At 58.6% G+C, this 21,776-nt stretch carries 17 protein-coding genes; 3 read left to right on the forward strand and 14 right to left on the reverse strand.

Translation table 11 applies throughout. The features are described 5' to 3' along the window. Position 1: 1 nt before the first annotated feature. The 10 genes from rffA to trxA all read right to left on the reverse strand — a co-directional run bounded on the left by rffA (position 2) and on the right by trxA (position 10,750). Positions 2 to 1,132 carry a dTDP-4-amino-4,6-dideoxygalactose transaminase gene (gene rffA / locus AWX27_RS18100; protein WP_060424222.1) on the reverse strand — a complete coding sequence of 377 codons (1,131 nt, stop codon included), beginning with the start codon at positions 1,130 to 1,132 and terminating at the stop codon, positions 2 to 4. Further along, positions 1,119 to 1,850 carry a dTDP-4-amino-4,6-dideoxy-D-galactose acyltransferase gene (gene rffC, locus AWX27_RS18105; protein ID WP_060424224.1) on the reverse strand — a complete coding sequence of 244 codons (732 nt, stop codon included), beginning with the start codon at positions 1,848 to 1,850 and terminating at the stop codon, positions 1,119 to 1,121. The genes rffA and rffC overlap by 14 nt, the downstream gene beginning before the upstream one ends. Beyond that, positions 1,828 to 2,709, reverse strand: a complete 882-nt coding sequence (gene rfbA / locus AWX27_RS18110) for a glucose-1-phosphate thymidylyltransferase RfbA (protein ID WP_060424226.1) — start codon at positions 2,707 to 2,709, stop codon at positions 1,828 to 1,830. Before rfbA ends, rffC begins: the two co-directional genes overlap by 23 nt. Before the next feature lie 48 nt (positions 2,710 to 2,757). After that, positions 2,758 to 3,831: a dTDP-glucose 4,6-dehydratase gene (gene rffG / locus AWX27_RS18115; protein ID WP_172906339.1), complete on the reverse strand. Its 1,074-nt coding sequence runs from the start codon at positions 3,829 to 3,831 to the stop codon at positions 2,758 to 2,760. Then, positions 3,822 to 5,084, reverse strand: coding sequence for a UDP-N-acetyl-D-mannosamine dehydrogenase (gene wecC, locus AWX27_RS18120; protein WP_060424229.1), 1,263 nt, complete (start codon positions 5,082 to 5,084; stop codon positions 3,822 to 3,824). The genes rffG and wecC overlap by 10 nt, the downstream gene beginning before the upstream one ends. Then, entirely contained in the window at positions 5,081 to 6,211 is a 1,131-nt protein-coding gene (gene wecB, locus AWX27_RS18125) for a non-hydrolyzing UDP-N-acetylglucosamine 2-epimerase (protein ID WP_060424231.1), read from the reverse strand. The genes wecC and wecB overlap by 4 nt, the downstream gene beginning before the upstream one ends. 85 nt (positions 6,212 to 6,296) lie before the next feature. After that, positions 6,297 to 7,349 carry an ECA polysaccharide chain length modulation protein gene (wzzE, locus tag AWX27_RS18130; protein WP_029988858.1) on the reverse strand — a complete coding sequence of 351 codons (1,053 nt, stop codon included), beginning with the start codon at positions 7,347 to 7,349 and terminating at the stop codon, positions 6,297 to 6,299. A 20-nt stretch (positions 7,350 to 7,369) separates the two neighbouring features. Further along, the gene (gene wecA, locus AWX27_RS18135; protein WP_004934192.1) at positions 7,370 to 8,467 is read right to left on the reverse strand and encodes a UDP-N-acetylglucosamine--undecaprenyl-phosphate N-acetylglucosaminephosphotransferase; all 1,098 of its coding nucleotides are present in this window, start codon (positions 8,465 to 8,467) and stop codon (positions 7,370 to 7,372) included. Between the two features lie 296 nt (positions 8,468 to 8,763). Further along, the gene (gene rho, locus AWX27_RS18140; RefSeq protein ID WP_004934188.1) at positions 8,764 to 10,023 is read right to left on the reverse strand and encodes a transcription termination factor Rho; all 1,260 of its coding nucleotides are present in this window, start codon (positions 10,021 to 10,023) and stop codon (positions 8,764 to 8,766) included. A gap of 400 nt (positions 10,024 to 10,423) precedes the next feature. Continuing rightward, positions 10,424 to 10,750 carry a thioredoxin TrxA gene (gene trxA / locus AWX27_RS18145; RefSeq protein WP_004934187.1) on the reverse strand — a complete coding sequence of 109 codons (327 nt, stop codon included), beginning with the start codon at positions 10,748 to 10,750 and terminating at the stop codon, positions 10,424 to 10,426. Between the two features lie 131 nt (positions 10,751 to 10,881). On the opposite strand from trxA, the gene rhlB reads away from it, so the two are divergent. Beyond that, positions 10,882 to 12,168, forward strand: coding sequence for an ATP-dependent RNA helicase RhlB (gene rhlB / locus AWX27_RS18150; RefSeq protein ID WP_060424233.1), 1,287 nt, complete (start codon positions 10,882 to 10,884; stop codon positions 12,166 to 12,168). A gap of 5 nt (positions 12,169 to 12,173) precedes the next feature. Further along, complete coding sequence (ppx, locus tag AWX27_RS18155) at positions 12,174 to 13,670, forward strand: exopolyphosphatase (RefSeq protein ID WP_047729463.1); 1,497 nt, start codon at positions 12,174 to 12,176, stop codon at positions 13,668 to 13,670. Positions 13,671 to 13,848: 178 nt separating this feature from the next. On the opposite strand, the gene rep is transcribed toward ppx, so the two are convergent. Next, complete coding sequence (gene rep / locus AWX27_RS18160; RefSeq protein WP_004934177.1) at positions 13,849 to 15,873, reverse strand: DNA helicase Rep; 2,025 nt, start codon at positions 15,871 to 15,873, stop codon at positions 13,849 to 13,851. 109 nt (positions 15,874 to 15,982) lie between these two features. Here rep and ppiC point away from each other — a divergent pair, with 109 nt between their 5' ends. Then, positions 15,983 to 16,264, forward strand: a complete 282-nt coding sequence (ppiC, locus tag AWX27_RS18165) for a peptidylprolyl isomerase PpiC (protein WP_004934175.1) — start codon at positions 15,983 to 15,985, stop codon at positions 16,262 to 16,264. A gap of 25 nt (positions 16,265 to 16,289) precedes the next feature. On the opposite strand, the gene AWX27_RS18170 is transcribed toward ppiC, so the two are convergent. From AWX27_RS18170 to hmsP, 3 genes are all read right to left on the reverse strand, one after another. Continuing rightward, a complete protein-coding gene (locus AWX27_RS18170) occupies positions 16,290 to 17,792 on the reverse strand; it encodes a M16 family metallopeptidase (protein ID WP_060424235.1) in 1,503 nt (500 codons plus the stop codon). Between the two features lie 260 nt (positions 17,793 to 18,052). Then, positions 18,053 to 19,339: a dicarboxylate/amino acid:cation symporter gene (locus AWX27_RS18175; RefSeq protein WP_038874048.1), complete on the reverse strand. Its 1,287-nt coding sequence runs from the start codon at positions 19,337 to 19,339 to the stop codon at positions 18,053 to 18,055. A 273-nt stretch (positions 19,340 to 19,612) separates the two neighbouring features. After that, positions 19,613 to 21,619, reverse strand: coding sequence for a biofilm formation regulator HmsP (hmsP, locus tag AWX27_RS18180; protein ID WP_060424237.1), 2,007 nt, complete (start codon positions 21,617 to 21,619; stop codon positions 19,613 to 19,615). Positions 21,620 to 21,776 lie beyond the last annotated feature (157 nt).

Genomic DNA, 21,776 nt, shown 5'->3' on the forward strand with positions numbered 1-21,776 from the left:
ATCAGGCAAAGAAGCTCAGGATGGTATTGATTACCGTACGCTGATTGACATCGGACATATTGTAGAACAGCGGCAAGCGCACCAGGCGCGCGCTTTCCTGCGAGGTATAACGGTCTTCGCCGGCAAAGCGACCAAAACGTTCGCCGGCCGGGCAGTCATGCAGCGGGATATAGTGGAACACCGCCATGATCTCGGCTTCCTTCAGGTAGTCGATAAAGGCCGTGCGATCGTCGATATCCCGCAGCTTGATATAGAACATGTGCGCATTGTGCTTGCAGTCCGCCGGTATGCTCGGCAGCTCGATGCGCCCGGCCTTCGCCAACGGCAGGAAACTGTCGTAGTACTTCTGCCACAGCGTCAGGCGGCGCTGGTTGATGCGTTCCGCCACTTCCAGCTGGCCCCACAGGTAGGCGGCCTGCAGGTCAGACATCAGATAGCTGGAGCCGATGTCGCGCCAGGTATATTTGTCGACCTGACCACGGAAGAACTGGCTGCGGTTGGTGCCTTTCTCGCGGATGACTTCCGCCCGATCGACCAGAGCCGGATCGTTCACCAGCGTCGCACCACCTTCGCCGCCGGCGGTATAGTTTTTGGTTTCATGGAAGCTGAAGCAGCCGATATGACCGATGGTGCCCAATGCCTTACCTTTGTAGGTCGACATCACGCCCTGCGCGGCGTCTTCCACCACGAACAGGTTATATTTCTTCGCCAGCGCCATGATGGTATCCATCTCGCAGGCAACGCCGGCATAGTGCACTGGCACAATCGCGCGGGTTTTATCGGTGATCGCCGCTTCGATTTTGGTTTCGTCGATGTTCATGGTATCCGGACGCAGGTCGACGAACACCACTTTAGCCCCGCGCAGCACAAAGGCGTTGGCGGTGGAAACAAAGGTAAAGCTCGGCATGATCACTTCGTCACCCGGCTGAATATCCAGCAGGATGGCGGCCATTTCCAACGACGCGGTGCAGGAAGGCGTCAGCAACACTTTCGCGCTGCCGAAACGCTGTTCCATCCACTGCTGGCTGCGACGGGTAAAGCCGCCGTCGCCGCATAGCTTGCCGCTGCCCATGGCAGCCTGCATATATTCCAGTTCAGTGCCAACAACCGGTGGAGCGTTAAATGGAATCATGTCTACCTCTGTATAACCAGTACGCGGTGCTTTCAATCACGGCACCCTGTCGTTGATAGAGTCGTAATGCGGCGATATTGCTTATCTGGGTTGCGACCCGCAGGCGCTGCATACCTTGACGCCGACATTCGGCGATCGCCGCCGTCATCAGCCGAGTGCCAATGCCCCGACCGGATACGCCGGGGAAAGCCGCCAGCAGGCCGATGCGCATTTCCTGGCCGCCAATGTCACGCAGGCTGACGAAGCCTTCAGGTTGCCCCTGGTTGTCCAGAGCCAACAGGCACTGATGATCGAACGTGCCTAAAACGGCCTTTTCAATCCACAAAGCATAAAACCGGCCGCTGTCATCAGGTTGATACCAAGGTGCGCGAAAGCGGCTGACGGTGAACGCCTGAGCCGCCGCGGCACGCAATGCCGGGATATCGGACTCGGTTGCCAGACGGGAAGTCTGGGCTCCGTCGCCGAGTTCCGCCGCTCGTTCACGCTCAAGAGCCAGGACCAGATCGACCTCACCCTCAACCAGACGAAATCCCAAGCCGGCGAGGCCATCCGCCAATGCCAGTTGCTGCGCAGGAATTTTGGCCTGCACCAGGGCATAAGCCGCCAAGTCGGCTTCGGCAAGCGCCGGAGCCGAGGAGGAGAAGCTGAGTTTCGCGCTGTCCAGCGCGAAAAACTCGCTTTCCCACGCCAAAGGCTCAATAGTGGCGTGGACGCACATGCAGCAGATCCAACAAATACTTGCCGTAGCCCGTTTTGGCCAATGAGGTGGCGGCGCGTTTCAGCCCCTTGTCATCCAGCCAGCCGTTACGCCAGGCGATCTCTTCCAGGCAGGCGATTTTAAAGCCCTGACGCTTTTCTACTGTCTGCACGAAGCTGCTGGCTTCCAGCAGGCTGTCGTGAGTCCCGGTGTCCAACCAGGCGAAACCACGCCCCAACAGCTCTACGGTCAGTTCACCGCGCTCCAGATACATCTGGTTGATGCTGGTGATTTCCAGCTCGCCGCGCTCGGAAGGCTTCACCTGCTTAGCAAACTCCACCACCTGGCTATCGTAGAAGTACAGGCCGGTCACCGCCCAATCGGATTTCGGTTTCTTCGGCTTTTCTTCGATCGACAGCGCACGGAAGTTGTCATCAAATTCCACGACACCAAAGCGTTCAGGATCCATCACCTGATAACCAAACACGGTGGCACCTTCGGCGCGGGCCGCGACGGTTTTTAATTTCGGGCTGAAAGATTGGCCGAAGAAGATGTTATCTCCCAACACCAGGCAGCAAGAATCACCGTTGATAAACTCTTCGCCGATCAGAAACGCCTGCGCCAAACCTTCCGGCTTAGGCTGCGCAGCGTAGCTGAGATTGACGCCGAACTGCTCGCCGTTACCCAACAAACGCTCGAAGGAAGGCAAGTCCTCCGGGGTCGAGATAATCAAAACATCGCGGATCCCCGCCAGCATCAGCACCGACAACGGATAATAGATCATCGGCTTGTCGTAGATCGGCAGCAGTTGCTTGGACACACCACGAGTAATCGGATGCAGACGCGTGCCGGAACCGCCGGCCAGAATAATACCTTTCATACTTACTCCAAAACCCGCCGCACCGTCGCAAAGCGACGCGGCGTTAAATTAATCTGATAGCCCCAAACGCTCGCCGGCATAAGAACCGTCTTGCACTCGGCGCCACCAAGTTTCATTAGTCAAATACCAGGCTACCGTCTTGCGAATACCGCTTTCGAAGGTTTCCTGCGGCCGCCAGCCCAGCTCACGATCAATTTTGCCGGCGTCGATAGCGTAACGCATATCGTGGCCCGGGCGATCCTTCACGTAAGTGATCAGATCGCGGTAGTTCGCCACGCCCTGCGGCTTGTTCGGTGCCAGTTCTTCCAGCAAATCGCAAATGGTCTGCACCACTTCGATATTCTTGCGCTCGTTATGGCCACCGATATTGTAAGTTTCGCCTACCACGCCTTCGGTCACGACCTGATAGAGCGCGCGCGCGTGATCCTCGACATACAGCCAGTCGCGCACCTGCGCGCCGTTGCCGTAGACCGGCAGCGGTTTGCCTGCTACCGCATTCAGGATCACCAGCGGGATCAGCTTCTCCGGGAAGTGATAAGGGCCGTAGTTGTTCGAGCAGTTGGTCACGAGGGTCGGCAGACCGTAGGTGCGCAGCCAGGCGCGCACCAGATGATCGCTCGACGCCTTGGAGGCTGAATAGGGGCTGCTCGGCGCATACGGTGTGGTTTCGGTGAACAGATCGTCGGTGCCGTGCAGGTCGCCGTACACTTCGTCGGTGGAGATATGATGGAAACGGAAGGCCAGTTTCTTCTCCGCCGCCAGCGGCTGCCAGTAGTGGCGCGCCGCTTCCAGCATAGTGTAAGTGCCAACCACGTTGGTCTCGATAAACGCCGCCGGGCCGTCGATAGAGCGATCGACGTGGCTTTCCGCCGCCAGGTGCATCACTACGTCCGGCTGATAGTGGGCAAATACCCGATCCAGCTCGGCGCGATCGCAGATGTCGACCTGCTCGAAAGCATAGCGATCGCTCTCAGCCACCACCGCCAAAGACTCGAGGTTACCGGCATAGGTCAGCTTATCCACCACCACCACGCTATCGCCGGTGGCCTCGATGATGTGCCGCACGACTGCGGAGCCAATAAAACCGGCACCACCGGTGACTAAAATACGTTTCAACGCCATACTCCTTTGGTATCAATTACCCATGTTTGTTTTACATCTTCCGGCCGGATGGCCTTGAACTGCTGGTGATCGACCAACATCACGATCACATCGGCCTGCTGCAACGCCTCAGCGATTGGCATCAACGTCACATGGCCCGCCAGCGACTTCGGCAGCTGTTCGACGTTCGGTTCCACCGCCAGCGTTTCGCCGACGTGCCATTCGGCAATCAGATGTGCGACCTCGACCGCCGGGCTTTCACGCAGATCGTCGATATTCGGCTTGAAGGCCAGGCCGAAGCAGGCAATTTTGACCTCGGACGCGCGCTTGTCGGTGGCGGCCAGGCAATCGGCCACCGCCGCTTTCACCCGGTCGACCACCCACAGCGGTTTACCGTCGTTCACCAGGCGAGCGGTGTGGATCAGGCGCGCCTGCTGCGGGTTCTGCGCCACGATAAACCACGGATCGACGGCGATGCAGTGACCGCCGACGCCCGGCCCCGGCTGCAGAATATTCACCCGCGGATGGCGGTTCGCCAGGCGGATCAGTTCCCAGACGTTGATCCCCTGTTCGGCGCAGATCAACGACAATTCGTTGGCAAAGGCGATATTCACGTCGCGGAAGCTGTTTTCCGTCAGCTTGCACATCTCGGCAGTGCGCGAGTTGGTGATCACGCATTCGCCCTCGAGGAAAATCTTGTACAGCGCGCTGGCACGTTCCGAGCACTTCGGCGTCATGCCACCGATCACGCGGTCGTTTTGAATCAGTTCCACCATGACCTGCCCCGGCAGCACGCGCTCCGGGCAGTAGGCGATATTCACGTCCGCCGCTTCGCCCGCTTGTTGCGGAAAGCTGAGATCGCTGCGCGCCAGCGCCAGCCATTCCGCCATCTGTTCGGTGGCACCCACCGGCGAGGTGGACTCAAGGATCACCAGATCGCCCTTTTTCAGCACCGGCGCCAGCGATTTCGCCGCCGCTTCGACATAGGCCAGATCCGGCTCGTGATCGCCCTTGAACGGCGTAGGCACCGCGATCAGGAACGCATCGGCCGCCAGCGGTTTGGTCACCGCCTGCAGGAAACCACCGTCGACGGCGTCCTTGACCACTTTGTCCAGATCCGGCTCGACGATGTGGATCGCACCGCGGTTAATGGTATCTACTGCATGTTGGTTAACATCTACACCCACCACTTTTTTCTTGCGGGAAGCGAACGCCGCCGCCGTTGGCAAGCCGATATAACCCAGGCCGATAACCGAAATAGTGTCAAAACTCATAGTGTCACCTGATGATTCTTTAAAGCTTCGAGGATACGCTGGCAGGCATGCCCGTCACCGTATGGGTTGTGCGCCCGACTCATCGCGTGATATTCGCTTTCGTCCGTCAACAGCCGGGTCACCGCTTCAACAATTTTGGCTACATCGGTACCGACCAGGCGTACCGTGCCCGCATCTATCGCTTCCGGGCGTTCGGTGGTGTCGCGCATCACCAGCACCGGTTTGCCTAACGATGGCGCCTCTTCCTGAATACCGCCGGAATCGGTCAGGATCATATAGGCCTGGGTCATCAAATAGACAAACGGCAGATAATCCTGCGGCTCGATCAGCATGACGTTGTCGATGCCTTTCAAGATGCGATTCACCGGCTCACTGACGTTCGGATTGAGATGCACCGGATACACTACCTGCACTTCCGGGTGGTTGCGGGCAATCTCCGCCAGCGCGCTGCAAATTCGCTCAAAGCCGCCGCCAAAACTTTCGCGGCGATGGCCGGTGACCAGAATCAGTTTCTTGTCGGCGTCGAGGAACGGGTAACGCTGCGCCAGGCCAGCCTGCAGCGCGGCATCGCTCATCACGCGGTCGCGCACCCAGAACAACGCATCGATCACCGTATTGCCGGTCACGAAAATACGGTTGTCCGGCAGCAGCTCGCGCAGCAGATTCTGGCGCGAGTTTTCGGTTGGCGCAAAATGGTACATCGCCAGATGGCCGGTCAGTTTGCGGTTGGCCTCTTCCGGCCAGGGAGAATACAGATTGCCGGTGCGCAGCCCGGCTTCGACATGCCCGACGGGGATGCGTTGATAGAACGCCGCCAGACTGGTCGCCAGCGTGGTGGTGGTATCGCCATGCACCAGCACCACGTCCGGTTTGAAGTCTTCCAGCACCCCTTTCAGCCCTTCCAGGATGCGGCAGGTGATTTCCGTCAGCCCCTGACCGGGTTTCATGATGTTCAGGTCGTAATCCGGCGTAATCTCAAACAACCGCAATACCTGATCCAACATCTCACGATGCTGTGCCGTTACGCAGACTCTTGCGTCAAAGGCCTCATCCTGGGCCAGTGCATGTACCAGCGGCGCCATTTTAATGGCTTCCGGCCTGGTGCCGAAAACAGTCAACACTTTCACAGCGAATCTCTTTTGGTCGGTTAATCGCAGGCCCCGCCTGCGAATGGGGCGCTCACGCGCCCTGCATCAGATTATTATATTATTTTTAACTACGCGGCCGACGCGCCAAGGCAACACCCGCGCCAACCAAAGCGCCCATCGCGCCCCACAGAATCAGCCAGAAGACCCGGCGTGGGCTGTCGCGTTTTACCGGCTCTTCCGGCGTACGCAAATAGCGATAGGTCTGGAACTTCTCATCCAACGTTGGGCCAACGTTCAGCGTCGCCAGCATCGCGCGGTTCTGATCGTAATCCAGGTCATAGGTCGGGCCGGAAGCCTGTAGGCCTTCCAGACGCGCCTGCAGCATTGGCCGGCCCAGCAGGAACAGATCCGAATCCGGCAGTTGCTCGGCCGGGGTGTCGGTTTGCGTGCGGCTTATCCCCTGGCTCTCGGCGATTTTCAGCGCCTGCTGCGTGGTGTTCAGCTCACGCTTGTAAACCGACTCCGCCACCGCTTCCTGACGTTTGACCTGCGCCTTCATCGAGGTGGTGCGGGCGGCCCACGCCCCCTGGATCTCTTCGTTCAGGTGCAGGGCTGCGCGGTGGCTGGCGAAGGCCACGTATTGACGCAGCAGGCGGTTGGCGTCGGCGGCGGTTTCCGCCGTCAGCTTCACGCCGTCGTTCGGCACTTTCTTGTCGTCGCGCGGCGTGAACAGGATGTTGTTGATCAGTTCGTCGAGCAACGCCGCATCGGCGCGGGCATCCCCTTCCTGACGCTGCTTGTAGTAATCGCTCTGCAGCCAGAAATCGCGACGCGTATCGTAAGCTGCCAGCTGCATGATGAACTCATTGTACGCTTCATCCGCGATGCTCGGCTGATCGCCGGCCGTCGCCGGCAGCGTGCGCACGTCCAGATTACGCAGGAACTGCTGCTGCGAGTAGTAACCGCCCAGCGCATTCACCGTCGGTCTGTCGGTGATGGCGGTCGCGCTCCACTCTTGCTTAACCAGATAAGAGACGATCAGCGCGACCGCCGCGAACAGCACCGCAATGCCGATAATCCACGGTTTGCCGCGCCACAGGGTGCAGCACAGGCCGCGGATATCAAGTTCGTTATCCACCGCCGGGGTATGCTTGTCAGACGTTGTTTCTGGATTCATCACAGCCAAAAAGCCTCTGGTTAAGATACTTGCTTGTTATCGCTCGAACGCCGCAGGCGACGCTTGATACGCTTAATGTACCGCGCAACCCGCCAGGCGCGCTTGATGCAGTAACCGTACAGGAAGAAAGCAAGCAAGAATAATGCCAACATAACCCACTCTGGGATAAAAGTCAGGCGTTCGCCGATCACGCCAACCGCCGCCAGCAATGCGGCCGCCAGGGTGATCAACACGAAAGCCTGCCGCGGCGTAAAGCCGGCGCGCATGATCAGGTGGTGAATATGTTGACGATCGGGAGAGAAGGGGCTCATCCCCTTGCGTAAACGACGATACATGATTGCTATCATGTCCATCAGCGGAATAGCGATGATCCACAGCGCGGTCACCGGGTTAATCGAGTGTGCCTTTCCCTGCGAGCTTTGCAGCAGCAGCCAAATGGCGGTAAAGCCGATCAGGGTACTGCCGGCGTCCCCCATGAACACCTTATAACGGCGGCCAAGGATGCCAAGGTTGAGCAAAATATAGGGAACGATGGTGGCAATCATCGCAAAGCACCAGAACGCCAGCTCATGATGGCCGCTCAGGTACAGCAACAGGCCCAGCGCGCCGAAGGAGACGCACGACAAGCCCCCCAGCAGGCCATCGATGCCGTCGACCATGTTGAAGGCGTTGATCGCCGCCCATACCGCGAACAGCGTCACCAGATAGCCGAACGGCCCCAGCAGCATCTCCCAGTCGCCCAGCACATGGCCGAAGCTGCGCAGATAGAGGCCCGCGAACACCATCATGGCGATGCCGACCAACGCCTGCACCAGGGCGCGGATTTTAACGCTGATGTCGAAACGATCGTCGAGCGCGCCCACAAACACCAGAATGCCGGCGCAGGTAAGATAAAGCTTGGCGTGCGCGATAGGTTGTTCAGAAATCCAAAACGCGAAGCACAGCCCGGCATAAACGGAAATACCGCCGACCAGCGGAATCAGCCCCTGATGGCGTTTGCGATAATTGGGTTTATCTACCAGACCAATACGTTTTGCCGCCTTGCGGGCAACAAAGAGAAAAGCCAAAGAAAACAGGAAAACAAATAGAATTTCAGTACTCATAGTGAGTAAGTTCACAGTTAACAGATCTCTGTAGAAGATAAGGCAGCTTACCACGGGCAATAGCTTGTGCCATCGGCCCCCGCCACCTTTCGGTCATTTCCTATGACAACGGTGATTCATGCCTATTTTCTTCGCTTCGGCTGACAAAACGACAGCAGCAAAGCCGACCGGCGAGAAACCGACCGACAAACAAGATGAATTCTCAATAAGTCGAGGAAACAACTTACTTTTCCATTACTGCTACTTATCGTATCCGCCAAAAGCGAAAAACGCCACGACTAGGCGTGGCGTTCAGCGAATTTTTTAACGAATTATGAGCGCTTCATCATATCGAAGAATTCATCGTTGGTTTTAGTCATCGCCAACTTATTAATGAGGAACTCCATCGCGTCAATCTCACCCATCGGATGGATGATTTTGCGCAGGATCCACATTTTTTGCAGCTCTTCGGAGGTGGTGAGCAGCTCTTCTTTACGGGTACCGGAGCGGTTGTAATCGATCGCAGGGAATACGCGTTTCTCGGCGATTTTACGCGCCAGATGCAATTCCATGTTGCCGGTACCTTTAAATTCTTCGTAGATCACTTCGTCCATCTTCGAACCGGTATCAACCAGCGCGGTCGCGATGATGGTCAGGCTGCCGCCCTCTTCCACGTTACGTGCCGCACCGAAGAAGCGCTTCGGACGATGCAGGGCATTGGCATCCACACCACCGGTCAGCACCTTGCCTGAGGCCGGTACCACGGTGTTGTAGGCACGCGCCAGACGAGTGATGGAGTCGAGCAGAATGATCACGTCTTTCTTGTGTTCAACCAGGCGCTTGGCCTTCTCGATCACCATTTCGGCCACTTGCACGTGACGCGAAGCCGGTTCGTCGAAGGTCGATGCGATCACTTCGCCTTTCACCAGACGCTGCATCTCGGTCACTTCTTCCGGACGTTCGTCGATCAGCAGCACCATCAGCACGCAGTCAGGGTGGTTGTAGGCGATGCTCTGCGCAATGTTCTGCAGCAGCATGGTTTTACCGGCTTTCGGCGGTGCCACGATCAGGCCACGCTGGCCGCGGCCAATCGGCGCCGCCAGATCCAGTACGCGCGCCGTCAGGTCTTCGGTCGAACCGTTGCCGCGCTCCATCCGCAGACGGGAATTGGCGTGCAGCGGGGTCAAGTTCTCGAACAGGATCTTGCTGCGGGCGTTTTCCGGCTTGTCGTAGTTGACCTCGTTGACTTTCAACAGGGCAAAATAGCGCTCGCCTTCTTTTGGCGGACGAATCTTACCGGAAATGGTGTCACCTGTGCGGAGGTTGAAGCGGCGGATTTGGCTAGGGGATACATAGATGTCGTCGGGACCGGCGAGGTAGGAACTGTCTCCAGAGCGGAGGAAACCGAATCCATCCTGCAATATCTCGAGCACGCCGTCGCCGAAGATATCTTCTCCGCTTTTCGCATGTTGCTTCAGAATGGAGAAGATAATGTCCTGCTTGCGCATGCGGGCAAGGTTTTCCAGCCCCATATTTTCGCCGAGAGTAATCAGCTCAGAAACCGGCGTATTCTTTAATTCGGTAAGATTCATAGTGGTGGGTTCTTAAACTCGGGGTATGTCTCGAACTTGTATCGTGAATGGTATGGCAGCGAGATGCGTGCCTGTTTACTGGACGTTCGATCACCGGGCGCAGAGCCGTCGCGGTAAGAAATGGCTTACATCGGGCGCACGCATTGACGGTTGAAGATCGAAGGTACCTTAAAAATGATTTTTGCAAAACCGTTTGATTGCCAAAACACGGGCTGAGTTCAGTTTACTTTCAACGCCAGTGGTTCGACACAGAGTATAGCTTTAGATTCAAACTCTTTAGATTTAAAACTTCGGGCAAGTTCTATATGCAGTGTGGTTAAACTTAACACGCTTCTTGGCAGGCGTCTAGCGGTGAATTGAACATCACCGCCAGGCGCCTGATACTGGGCTTCCCGCCCGATTACAGATTCGCGTTCAGGAAATCTTTGAGCTGACCTTTGGACAACGCGCCAACCTTGGTCGCGGCCACTTCACCGTTCTTGAACAGCAACAGCGTAGGGATACCACGGATACCGTACTTAGGCGCGGTAGCCGGGTTCTGATCGATATTCAGCTTGGTGATGGTCAGTTTGCCTTCGAACTCTTCGGCAATCTCATCCAGAATCGGAGCAATCATCTTGCACGGCCCACACCATTCAGCCCAGAAATCGACCAGGATCGGCCCTTCCGCTTTCAGCACATCGGCTTCGAAGCTGCTGTCAGTCAGGTGAATAATTTTATCGCTCATGTTCTACTCCACAGGATTATGTCTACCTTGTTGGTGTAGCATTAACCAACTCAAGGTGATTTTATTGCACCGCGTTTATTTCAACGGATGTGCTTTCGTAAAGCAATAGTTAGCTGATATTCTACCACACTATGAGCAAAACACACTTGACCGAACAGAAGTTTTCCGACTTCGCCCTGCACCCGTTAGTCCTTGAAGCCCTTGAGAAAAAAGGGTTTCACAATTGCACGCCCATCCAGGCGTTAGCATTGCCGCTCACGCTCTCCGGGCGTGACGTTGCAGGTCAGGCGCAAACCGGTACCGGAAAGACGCTGGCGTTTTTGGCGTCTACTTTTCACTATTTGCTGACTCACCCGGCGAAACAGGATCGCCAGACCAATCAGCCGCGCGCCTTGATCATGGCGCCTACGCGTGAACTGGCGGTGCAAATCCACTCCGATGCAGAAGCGCTCTCCCAGAGCACCGGCCTGAAACTGGGCCTGGCCTACGGCGGCGACGGCTACGACAAACAGCTGAAAGTGCTGGAAAGCGGCGTGGACATTCTGATTGGCACCACCGGCCGTTTAATCGATTACACCAAACAGAACTATGTCGATCTCGGCGCGATGCAGGTCGTCGTGCTGGATGAAGCCGATCGCATGTACGATCTCGGCTTTATCAAAGACATCCGTTGGCTTTTCCGCCGTATGCCTACGGCCGATCAACGCCTGAACATGCTGTTCTCCGCCACCCTGTCCTATCGCGTACGCGAACTGGCCTTCGAGCAGATGAACAACGCCGAATATGTTGAAGTGGAACCGGAACAGAAAACCGGCCACCGCATTAAAGAAGAGCTGTTCTACCCGTCCAACGAAGAAAAAATGCGCCTGCTGCAGACGCTGATTGAAGAAGAGTGGCCGGATCGCGCCATCATCTTCGCCAACACCAAGCACCGCTGCGAAGACATCTGGGGCCATCTGGCCGCCGACGGTCACCGCGTCGGCCTGCTGACCGGTGACGTGGCGCAGAAAAAACGCCTGCGTATCCTCGACGACTTCACCAAAGGCAACCTCGATATCCTGGTCGCCACCGACGTCGCCGCGCGCGGTCTGCACATCCCTTCCGTCACGCACGTTTTCAACTACGATCTGCCTGACGACTGCGAAGACTACGTGCACCGCATCGGCCGTACCGGCCGCGCAGGCGCCAGCGGCCACTCCATCAGCCTGGCGTGTGAAGAGTACGCGCTCAACCTGCCGGCGATCGAGACCTATATCGACCACAGCATTCCGGTGAGCAAGTACAACAGCGATGCGCTGCTGACCGATTTGCCGGCGCCGAAGCGCCTGTCGCGTCCGCGCGGCGGCAACGGCCCACGTCGCAACTCCGCGCCTCGTCGCGGCGGCGCGCCGCGCAGCAACCGTAAACGTTCGAGCTGATCGCCATGCTCAGTTCCAGCACGCTTTATGCTGCCATCGATCTCGGCTCCAACAGCTTCCACATGTTGGTGGTGCGCGAGGTGGCCGGCAGCATTCAGACTCTGGCGCGGATCAAGCGCAAGGTGCGCCTGGCGGCCGGGCTGGATCAGAACAATCACCTGTCGCATGAGGCCATGCAACGCGGCTGGCAGTGCCTGCGGCTGTTCTCCGAACGCCTGCAGGACATTCCGCGCGAGCAGATCCGCGTCGTCGCCACCGCCACGCTGCGCCTGGCGTCCAACGCCGATGAGTTTCTGCAGGTCGCCGAGCAAATCCTCGGCTGCCCGGTGCAGGTGATCAGCGGCGAAGAAGAAGCGCGGCTGATTTATCACGGCGTTGCGCACACCACCGGCGGGCCGGATCGGCGGCTGGTCGTCGACATCGGCGGCGGCAGCACCGAACTGGTCACCGGCACCGGCGCACAGGCATCGCAGCTGTATAGCCTGTCGATGGGTTGCGTCACCTGGCTGGAACGCTATTTCAGCGATCGCAACCTTGGGCAAGAAAACTTCGAACGCGCCGAACAGGCCGCGCGCGAAATGGTGCGGCCGATCGCACCGCAGCTGCGCCAGCAAGGTTGGCAGATCTGCGTCGGCGCTTCCGGCACCGTGCAGGCGCTGCAGGAGATCATGGTGGCGCAAGGCATGGATGAACGCATCACCCTGCCCAAGCTGCGCCAGCTGAAACAGCGCGCCATTCAGTGCGGCAAGCTGGAAGAGCTGGAGATCGAAGGGTTGACGTTGGAGCGCGCGCTGGTGTTCCCGAGCGGCCTGTCCATTCTGTTGGCCATCTTCCAGGAGCTGGGCATCGAGAGCATGATGCTGGCCGGCGGGGCGCTGCGTGAAGGCCTGGTTTACGGCATGCTGCATCTGCCGGTGGAGCAGGATATTCGCATCCGCACCATCCGCAACCTGCAGCGTCGCTACCTGATCGACACCGAGCAGGCCGAACGCGTCAGCCAACTCGCCGCCAACTTCTCGCAGCAGGTCGCCAACGAGTGGCAGCTGGATGCGCGATGTCGCGAGCTGTTGCACAGCGCCAGCCTGATCCACGAACTCGGCCTCAGCGTCGATTTCAAGCAGGCTCCGCAACACGCCGCTTATCTAATCCGCCACCTGGACTTACCCGGCTTTACCCCGGCGCAGAAAAAACTGCTGGCCACCCTGCTGCAAAACCAGAGCAACACCCTCGACCTGTCGCTGTTGAACCAGCAAAACGCCCTGCCGCCGCGCACTGCGCAGCGTCTGTGCCGCATTTTGCGCCTGGCGATCATCTTCGCCAGCCGCCGCCGCGATGACACGCTGCCGGCGGTGCGGTTACGCGCCAATCAGGACGACGAACTGACGGTGATCTTGCCGCCGGGTTGGCTGGAACAGCATCCGCTGCGCGCCGAGGCGCTGGAGCAGGAAAGCCACTGGCAGAGCTACGTCCACTGGACGCTGCGGTTGGAAGAACAGCGTTGAAATGACCAGGGCGCGATGAGCGCCTGAAGGTTAATGGCAAACCTGATGACATTGCCAGGTTTACAGAAGACAGCATATAAAAAATAAGGAAAATCAATTCATTGATTTTCGGCTGATAACCTCAAAGGAGGAAAAACCACGCTTTTTCCTCCTTTGTCAGTAATCTAGCCCTGTCTTTTTAATTCCCGCCTTTGGCCTTGGCCAGCTGGGCGCGGATATTGGCCAGATGGCTCTGCCCCTTCTGCATCCGCTCCTGCGGGCTCACCACTTTGCGCTCGGTTTCCCACGCCAAATCGTCCTGCGGCAGCTCCAGCAGGAAGCGGCTCGGCTCCGGCCGCACCAGTTCGCCGTACTGACGGCGCTCGCGGCACAGGGTGAAGATCAGCTCTTTTTGCGCGCGGGTGATCCCCACATAGGCCAGACGCCGCTCTTCATCGACATTGTCTTCATCGATGCTGCTCTGGTGCGGCAGCAGGCCCTCTTCCATGCCCACCAGGAATACGTAGGGGAACTCCAGCCCTTTGGAAGCGTGCAGCGTCATCAGCTGTACCTGATCCAGCTCTTCTTCGCTTTCACCGCGCTCCATCATGTCGCGCAGGGTGAAGCGCGTCACCACCTGGGTCAGCGTCATCGGCTCGTCCAGATCGTTGCCTTCCAGCATCTCGGTCATCCAGCCGAACAGCGTGTTGACGTTCTTCATCCGCATTTCGGCGGCCTTCGGGCTGGTCGAGGTTTCAAACAGCCAGCTCTCATAGTCCACGCCGCGGATCAGATCGCGCACCGCCGCCACCGGCTCACGTTCCGCCTGCTGGGCGATACCGCCGAGCCAGTGGGTAAAGCGCTGCAATGACTCCAGCCCGCGCCCGGTCAAGTGCTGGCTCAGCCCCAGATCGAAACTGGCGTGGAATAAACTCTTATTGCGCTGGTTGGCCCATTCGCCGAGCTTCTGCAGCGTCGCCGGGCCGATCTCGCGCTTGGGGGTATTGACGATGCGCAGGAAGGCGCTGTCGTCCTCCGGGTTGGTCAGCACGCGCAGGTAGGCCAGCAGATCCTTGATCTCGGGGCGCGAGAAGAACGAGGTGCCGCCGGAAATCTTGTACGGGATGCGGTTTTGCATCAGCATCTTTTCAAACACCCGCGACTGGTGGTTGCCGCGGTACAGGATCGCATAGTCGCCGTAGTTGGTCTTTTTTACGAAGTGGTGGGCGATCAGTTCCCCCACCACCCGCTCGGCTTCGTGATCCTCGTTGTTGGCGGTCACCACTTTCAGCTCTTCACCATATCCCAGCTCGGAAAACAGCCGTTTTTCAAACACGTGCGGGTTATTGGCGATCAGAATGTTGGCCGCCTTCAGAATGCGCTCGCTGGAACGGTAGTTTTGCTCCAACTTGATCACCTGCAGCGCCGGGAAATCTTCCTTCAGCAGCACCAGGTTCTGCGGCCGCGCGCCGCGCCAGGAGTAGATCGACTGGTCGTCGTCACCCACCACGGTAAAGCGCGCGCGGTTGCCCACCAGCAGCTTAACCAGCTCGTACTGGCTGGTGTTGGTATCCTGGTACTCATCCACCAGCAGATAGCGAATACGCTGCTGCCAGCGTTCGCGCACCTCTTCGTTGCGTTGCAGCAACAGCGTCGGCAACAGGATCAGGTCGTCGAAGTCCAGCACGTTGCACGCCCGCATATGGGCGTGGTACAGGCCGTAGCAGTGGGCGAACAGCTTGTCGCGCTCCGAGCGCGCCAGCTCCGCCGCCCGCTGGGGATCGATCAGGTCGTTTTTCCAGTTGGAGATGGTCGAGATCAGCTGCGCCACCAGCGTTTTGTCGCTTTCCAGCCACTTTTCGGTCAGCTCTTTCAACAGCGCCAGCTGATCCTGGTCATCGAACAGCGAGAAGTTGGACTTCATCCCCAACGCCACGTATTCCCGTTTGATGATCTCCAGCCCCAGGGTATGGAAGGTGGAAATCATCAGCCCGCGCGCCTCTTTACGCCCCAGGGTTTGCGACACGCGCTCTTTCATCTCGCGTGCGGCCTTGTTGGTAAAGGTCACGGCGGCGATGTGCCGCGCCTGATAGCCGCAGTGGTGGATCAGGTGGGCTATCTTGTTGGTGATAACGCGCGTCTTGCCGGAACCGGCACCGGCCAACACCAGGCAGGGCCCGGTAACGAATTCGACGGCTTGTTGTTGGCTGGGGTTTAATCGCATGGTGCTGGCTTGCTCGACTGTAAAACGTGGAAGGGAATTGTAGCAGAAAGCGCCGATGAGATTTAGCGGGTATAATCAGCGCAATTTTCGCATCGACAAAGGCATTACCATGGCAAAAACGGCGTGCGCCCTGCACATTCTGGTAGACAATGAAAAGCTGGCCAACGAGCTGCTGGCCAAGCTGAAGCGCGGCGTCAGCTTCGACACGCTGGCGCGCAAATACTCGAGCTGCCCGTCAAAACGCAACGGCGGCTCGCTGGGCGAATTCAACAAGGGCGCGATGGTGCCGGCGTTCGATAAAGCGGTGTTCAGCATCCCACTGCTCAAACCTTACGGCCCGGTCAAAACCCAGTTCGGTTACCACATCATCAAGGTGCTGTACCGCAACTGAGGGGGCCTGAGCCCCCTGCTGTGCATTACTGCGCGCCGGCGTCCGTCGCCGGCGCAGCCACCGCGGTGTCGGCCGGTTTGGCTTCTTCCGTCACCACCGCCGGCGCCGGCATCATGATGCCGTCATAGGTTTCCTGCAGCTGCTTCATGCTCATTTCCGGCTCGCCCTTCGGCTGCATCAGCACCAGCGTCGCCTCCTGAGAAAGCTGCAGCTTCAGCGCCTGATTCAGCGTCTCCAGCGTCAGGCTGGACAGGAACTCCTGACGCAGCTTCTGATACAGCTCCGGCGCGATATCCACCACCCCGCTCTGCTGCGAACGCAGGCGCTGGCTCATCAGCACGTCGGTATCGGTACGGGCGTAGGTCGCGAACAGCTTGCTCAGCTGATCGTTTTTCTGCGCCAGCAACGCATCGAATTCCTCTTTGGACAGGCCGTTGTCACGCACGTTGGCCAGCTCGCGGGCGATAAAGCCCAAGCTGCCGTTCAGATTGTTGTTCGGCGTATCCAGATGGATGGCGCACTGCCCGCGTTGGTACTGCACGCGGCAGTCAAAGCCCAGATGCAGGTTCTTCTGGTCGCTTTTTTCCAGCGTCTGCTGGAGATGCCAGAACAGCGCCTCGCGAGCAAGATCGCCACGCCAATAGCGGAGCAGGCTCTGCGAATCGCGAATCGGATGCCACGGCGAATCCCACATGATAGACAGCGTATCCTGCTTCACCTGCTCGCTGATCAGGCTTACCGGCTGCTGTGGCAGCGGCGTCAGCGTCGGCATCGGGGCCGGGGTTTCACGTTTGCCCTGCAGCGGCGAGAACGCCTTGTTGATCTGTTCGCCCAGGCTGCGGCTGTCCACCTTGCCGACCACGAACAGCGTCATGGCGTCCGGGGTATACCACTGTTGATAGAATTTCTTCAGCTGCTCGAGATTGACCGGCCGTTTCGCCGGCTGCGCCGGATCGTGCGCCAGCAGCGTCGAGCCTTTCAGGCGGTAACGCCACCAGGCGTCTTTGGTATTGGGCGGGAAAGTGCCGACCGGATTGATGCTGGAATTCATCACCGCGTGCACCGTATGCTCGTCGATCGCCAGTTTGCCGGTGGTGTCCGCCAGCCAGGCCAGCGCTTCTTTCAGCAGGTCGGGCCGGTTGTTCGGCAGGCTGAGGTTATACATGGTGAAATCATACGAGATGATCGCCGGCGGCAGCGGCCGCTCGTTATCCACGCTCTGTTGCCACAGGGCGCGCAGCTGCGGCGCGGTAAAGCTTTCGCTGCGCGCCAACGCCAGCCGCGGCAGCAGATGGGCGAAGCCGGTCTGCTGCGAAGACTCCACCAGGGAGCCGGTATTGACGATCAGCCGCAGTTCCACGCGGTCGCTTGGCCGCTGCGGCGTATCGAGAATCTGCCATGAAAACCCGTTGGCCAACGACCCCTGCTGCCAGGCAGGATCGGGTTGTAGTGCTTCAGCCTGCACGCTGCTACTGGCGGCAGCCAATAGCAGCCCACCAACTATAAGATGAATTCTGGTGCCCTGCATGTGAACCCCTACTTAATGACTATCCAATTTCTTATGCAAATGCGTGTATTCCATTCAATGGAATCATAAAAATACGCCCTGAGTTTCACAGTGGGGCGGAAAGCAGAAAGTGTACCATCGTGTTAGACCGCGCGCCTTTGCGGATGTCACTCATTAGAGTGAAAAATAATAGATAGCGGGGTTTTTAATGCAAGAAATCGTTACGAGGCAGGGGGTTTCCCTCACCGGCCGCGGCTGCGGCCGGTGATTCGCCGCCAATATCAGGCGGAAGGCTGCGTTTTGTCCGCGCCGGCGTTTTTGTTGTTCAGCGTGTCTTTCAGCTGTTTCTCATCCAGTTGGTCGCACCACTTCGCCACCACCACGGTCGCCACCCCGTTGCCCACCAGGTTGGTCAGCGCGCGGGCTTCCGACATGAAGCGATCGATGCCGAGGATCAGCGCCAGGCCGGCCAACGGCAGATGGCCGACGGCGGAGATGGTGGCGGCCAGCACGATAAAGCCGCTGCCGGTCACGCCCGCCGCCCCTTTGGAGGAAAGCAGCAGCACCACCAGCAGAGTAACCTGATGCATGATGTCCATGTGGGTATTGGTCGCCTGCGCGATAAACACCGCGGCCATGGTCAGGTAGATAGACGTGCCGTCCAGGTTAAAGGAGTACCCGGTCGGGATCACCAGGCCCACCACCGATTTCTTGCAGCCCAGCTTCTCCATTTTATCCAGCATGCGCGGCAACGCGGACTCGGACGACGAGGTCCCCAGCACGATCAACAGTTCTTCTTTGATGTAATTGACGAATTTGAAGATGCTGAAGCCGTTGGCGCGGGCGATGCTGCCCAACACCACCACCACGAACAGGATACAGGTAATGTAGAAGCACACGATCAGCTGGCCGAGTTGCACCAGGGTGCCGACGCCGTATTTACCGATGGTAAACGCCATGGCGCCGAAGGCCCCCAGCGGCGCCAGGCGCATGATCATGTTGATGATGCCGAAAATCACCCGCGAGAAGCTGTCGATCACGTTGAAGATCAGCTGCCCTTTCTCACCCAGACGATGCAGGGCGAAGCCGAACAGCACCGCGAACAGCAGCACCTGCAGAATGTTGCCGCTGGCGAACGCGCCGATCACGCTGCCGGGAATGATATCCAGCAGGAACGGAATGATGCCCTGCTGCTGCGCCTGCTCGGCGTAGACCGCTACCGCTTTGGCGTCCAGCGTGCCGGGATCGACGTTCATGCCGGCGCCCGGTTGCACCAGGTTGACGATCACCAGGCCGATAATCAGCGCGATGGTGCTGACGATTTCAAAATACAGCAGCGCGATGGCGCCGGTACGGCCCACCGCTTTCATGCTTTCCATGCCGGCGATGCCGGTCACCACGGTGCAGAAGATCACCGGGGCGATAATCATCTTGATCAGTTTGACGAAGCCATCGCCCAGAGGTTTCATCTCGGCGCCGAGGTCAGGGTAGAAATGGCCAAGCAGGATACCCAGCGTGATCGCCGTCAGCACCTGAAAATAGAGGCTCTTAAAGATTGTTGTTTTCATATGAACGTCCTATGGGGGGAAGACACGCACCAGGCAGCAGTCTAAACATCCAGCCTGTTCATCGCTTGCGCGGAAAATAACACCCACTTAACAACATGGAAATAATTTGTTGCACCCGCCCCACGGGGTTGATGTGAATTTAAGAGCTGAAACGCGTCAGTCTGGGTGCAAAGCTGAAAATTGCGTAAGCCTTTGTTTGCACTAACGCAAAAGAGGTAGGTAGAGAATGGCGATTTTCGGACGGGGAAAAGTACCGGAAAGGTAACGCGACGCTCACGGCGCCGCGCGGCAAAACTCGGCTTCGAACGCTTCGCGCGGCAGCGGCCGGGCAAACAGGAATCCTTGCCCGCTGCGAATGCCGTGCTTCAGCAGCCAGTCGCGCTGCTCGGCGTTTTCCACGCCTTCGGCCATCACCGGCAACGCCAGCACTTCAGAGATCGAGCTGACGATGCGCACCATCGCATCGTCGGCCGGCAGCCCCTGAATGAAACTGCGGTCGATTTTAATCAGGTCAATCGGCAGGGATTTCAAGCGGTTCAGGTACTCCAGGCTGGAGTAGCCCATCCCGAAGTCGTCCAGCGCGATCGACAATCCCAGATCGTGCAGCTCACGCAGCAGCGCCAGCGCACGGTCGAGATCGTCGATGCGTACCGTCTCGGTGATCTCCAGCAGCAGCTTGCGCGGATCGATCCGATACTGCGCCAGCAGGTTTTTCAGATGCGGAACGAACGCCTCATCCTGCATCTGAATACCGGAAACGTTGACCGCCAGCGGCAGCTCAATGCCGCGTTGCTGCCAGTCCGCCAGGATACGGCAGGACTCTTCCAGCACCCAGTTGCCGAGGGGCACGATCACGCCCAGCTCTTCCGCGAGCGGGATAACGTCGGCCGGCAGGGTATAGCTGCCGTCATACTGCTGCCAACGCAGCAACGCTTCGGCGCCGATCACCTCGTTGGACTGCATGTCGATCTGCGGCTGCAGGAACAGCGTAAAATGCCGCTGTTCGATGCCGTGCAAGATCTCGCTCTCCTGCGTCAGCCGCTTCTGCGTGCGTTCCGTCAGGCTGGGTTCGAAGAACAGGATCTGATTTTTTCCTTCGCGGTGCGCGGACATCATCGCCGAGGTGGCGCTGCGCAGCAGCTGTTCCGCACTTTCCCCCTGATTGAGGTAGTGCGCGATGCCGATGCTGGCGTTGGGCCGCAGCGCCAAGCCTTCCAGCGTCAACGGCGCGTTGATCTCCGCCATGATGCGCCGTGCCAGCTGCATGGCGTGGAACGGCCGCTCGATGCCCTTGGCCAGGATGGCGAATTCGGTATTGCTCAGCTGCGCCAGCACGCCGTTTTCGTCGATGCAGCCGCGCAGCTTCTTCGCCAGCGCCAACAGCAACGCTTCACGCATCGCCGGGCTCATCACGCCCGAGGCCTCATGCAGCGTCTCGATGCCGATCACCAGCAGGTTAAAACGCTCGGGGCGCAGGCTGGAAGCGATATGCTGTTCCAGCAACGCGTTCAGCAACGCCGGATTCGGCAGTTCGGTCACCGGATGGCGGGTGCTGAGGCGGCTCATGTCGGCATGCGCCTTGGCCAGCGTCTGTTGATTGCGGTTGTAGTTGCGCACCAACAGGCCGAGCTCGTCGTCCTGGTGCAGCGCCGGCAGCATCAGCTGGTGATAGGGCGCTTCGTCCTGCGAGATGTTTTCCAGCTCCTTGGCCATCGCGCGCAGCGGATGCACCATCAGCCGGTTCATGCACCAGGTGATGGCCACCGACAGGATCAGCGCCAGCAGCAGGTAGGTCGACAACATGGTCGACAAAATACTGAGGATAAACTGGTACATGCGGAACGAGTCGGCCTGCAGCACCAGATAGGCCAGCGGCTGCTGGTTGGCCGGCACCCGCTCCAGCGAATAGAGCGGTACGGAGATTTGGATCGGCAGTTCAAACAGCCGGGCGATCAGCGTCGGCACCGGCCTCTCAGGCGGGAAATTGGCGTGCAGCGCCTGAAACTCGTTCGGCAAGACGATATCCGCCCGGCTCAAAATGCCGACCGGCAGCAGCGTATTCAGCACCTTTTTGGCTTCCGGCACGTCCATGCGCAGCACCGCTTCCGCCAACGGCTGGCGCACGGAATGAGCGATATTCTCCAGTTGCTGGGCGTAGTCATCCCTGCGCTGCTGCACAAAGTGGAATAACTGGATCACGATAAAGATACAGATCGTGACCAGTGCCACGCCGGACACCGTCGCCATCTGCTTAATCGTTAACGAACGCCTGACCCGCAAACCTGCTCTCCGTGAAATCGGGCTGAAACAAAAAGGGGGCTGACTCTCACCCGCCCCCTCGAACCGGGCTGAGTATACTCGATCATCGGCTGTTTTAATCTGGCTATGCCGCAGGCAAAGCCAAGAAAATCGCGGGTTTCAGTCTTTTCCTAAAGCG

The sequence above is a fragment of the Serratia sp. 2880STDY5682894 genome (assembly GCF_001537385.1).
GTDB classification, from domain to species: domain Bacteria; phylum Pseudomonadota; class Gammaproteobacteria; order Enterobacterales; family Enterobacteriaceae; genus Serratia; species Serratia nevei.

Coding starts and splice junctions, on each gene's coding strand:
- rho (WP_004934188.1), bottom strand. CDS start 10,023: ATGAATCTTACCGAATTAAAGAATACGCCGGTTTCTGAGCTGATTACT.
- ppx (WP_047729463.1), top strand. CDS start 12,174: ATGCTCAGTTCCAGCACGCTTTATGCTGCCATCGATCTCGGCTCCAAC.
- rffA (WP_060424222.1), bottom strand. CDS start 1,132: ATGATTCCATTTAACGCTCCACCGGTTGTTGGCACTGAACTGGAATAT.
- wecC (WP_060424229.1), bottom strand. CDS start 5,084: ATGAGTTTTGACACTATTTCGGTTATCGGCCTGGGTTATATCGGCTTG.
- wzzE (WP_029988858.1), bottom strand. CDS start 7,349: ATGAATCCAGAAACAACGTCTGACAAGCATACCCCGGCGGTGGATAAC.
- AWX27_RS18170 (WP_060424235.1), bottom strand. CDS start 17,792: ATGCAGGGCACCAGAATTCATCTTATAGTTGGTGGGCTGCTATTGGCT.
- AWX27_RS18175 (WP_038874048.1), bottom strand. CDS start 19,339: ATGAAAACAACAATCTTTAAGAGCCTCTATTTTCAGGTGCTGACGGCG.
- rffC (WP_060424224.1), bottom strand. CDS start 1,850: ATGTGCGTCCACGCCACTATTGAGCCTTTGGCGTGGGAAAGCGAGTTT.
- rfbA (WP_060424226.1), bottom strand. CDS start 2,709: ATGAAAGGTATTATTCTGGCCGGCGGTTCCGGCACGCGTCTGCATCCG.
- rep (WP_004934177.1), bottom strand. CDS start 15,873: ATGCGATTAAACCCCAGCCAACAACAAGCCGTCGAATTCGTTACCGGG.
- rhlB (WP_060424233.1), top strand. CDS start 10,882: ATGAGCAAAACACACTTGACCGAACAGAAGTTTTCCGACTTCGCCCTG.
- ppiC (WP_004934175.1), top strand. CDS start 15,983: ATGGCAAAAACGGCGTGCGCCCTGCACATTCTGGTAGACAATGAAAAG.
- rffG (WP_172906339.1), bottom strand. CDS start 3,831: ATGGCGTTGAAACGTATTTTAGTCACCGGTGGTGCCGGTTTTATTGGC.
- trxA (WP_004934187.1), bottom strand. CDS start 10,750: ATGAGCGATAAAATTATTCACCTGACTGACAGCAGCTTCGAAGCCGAT.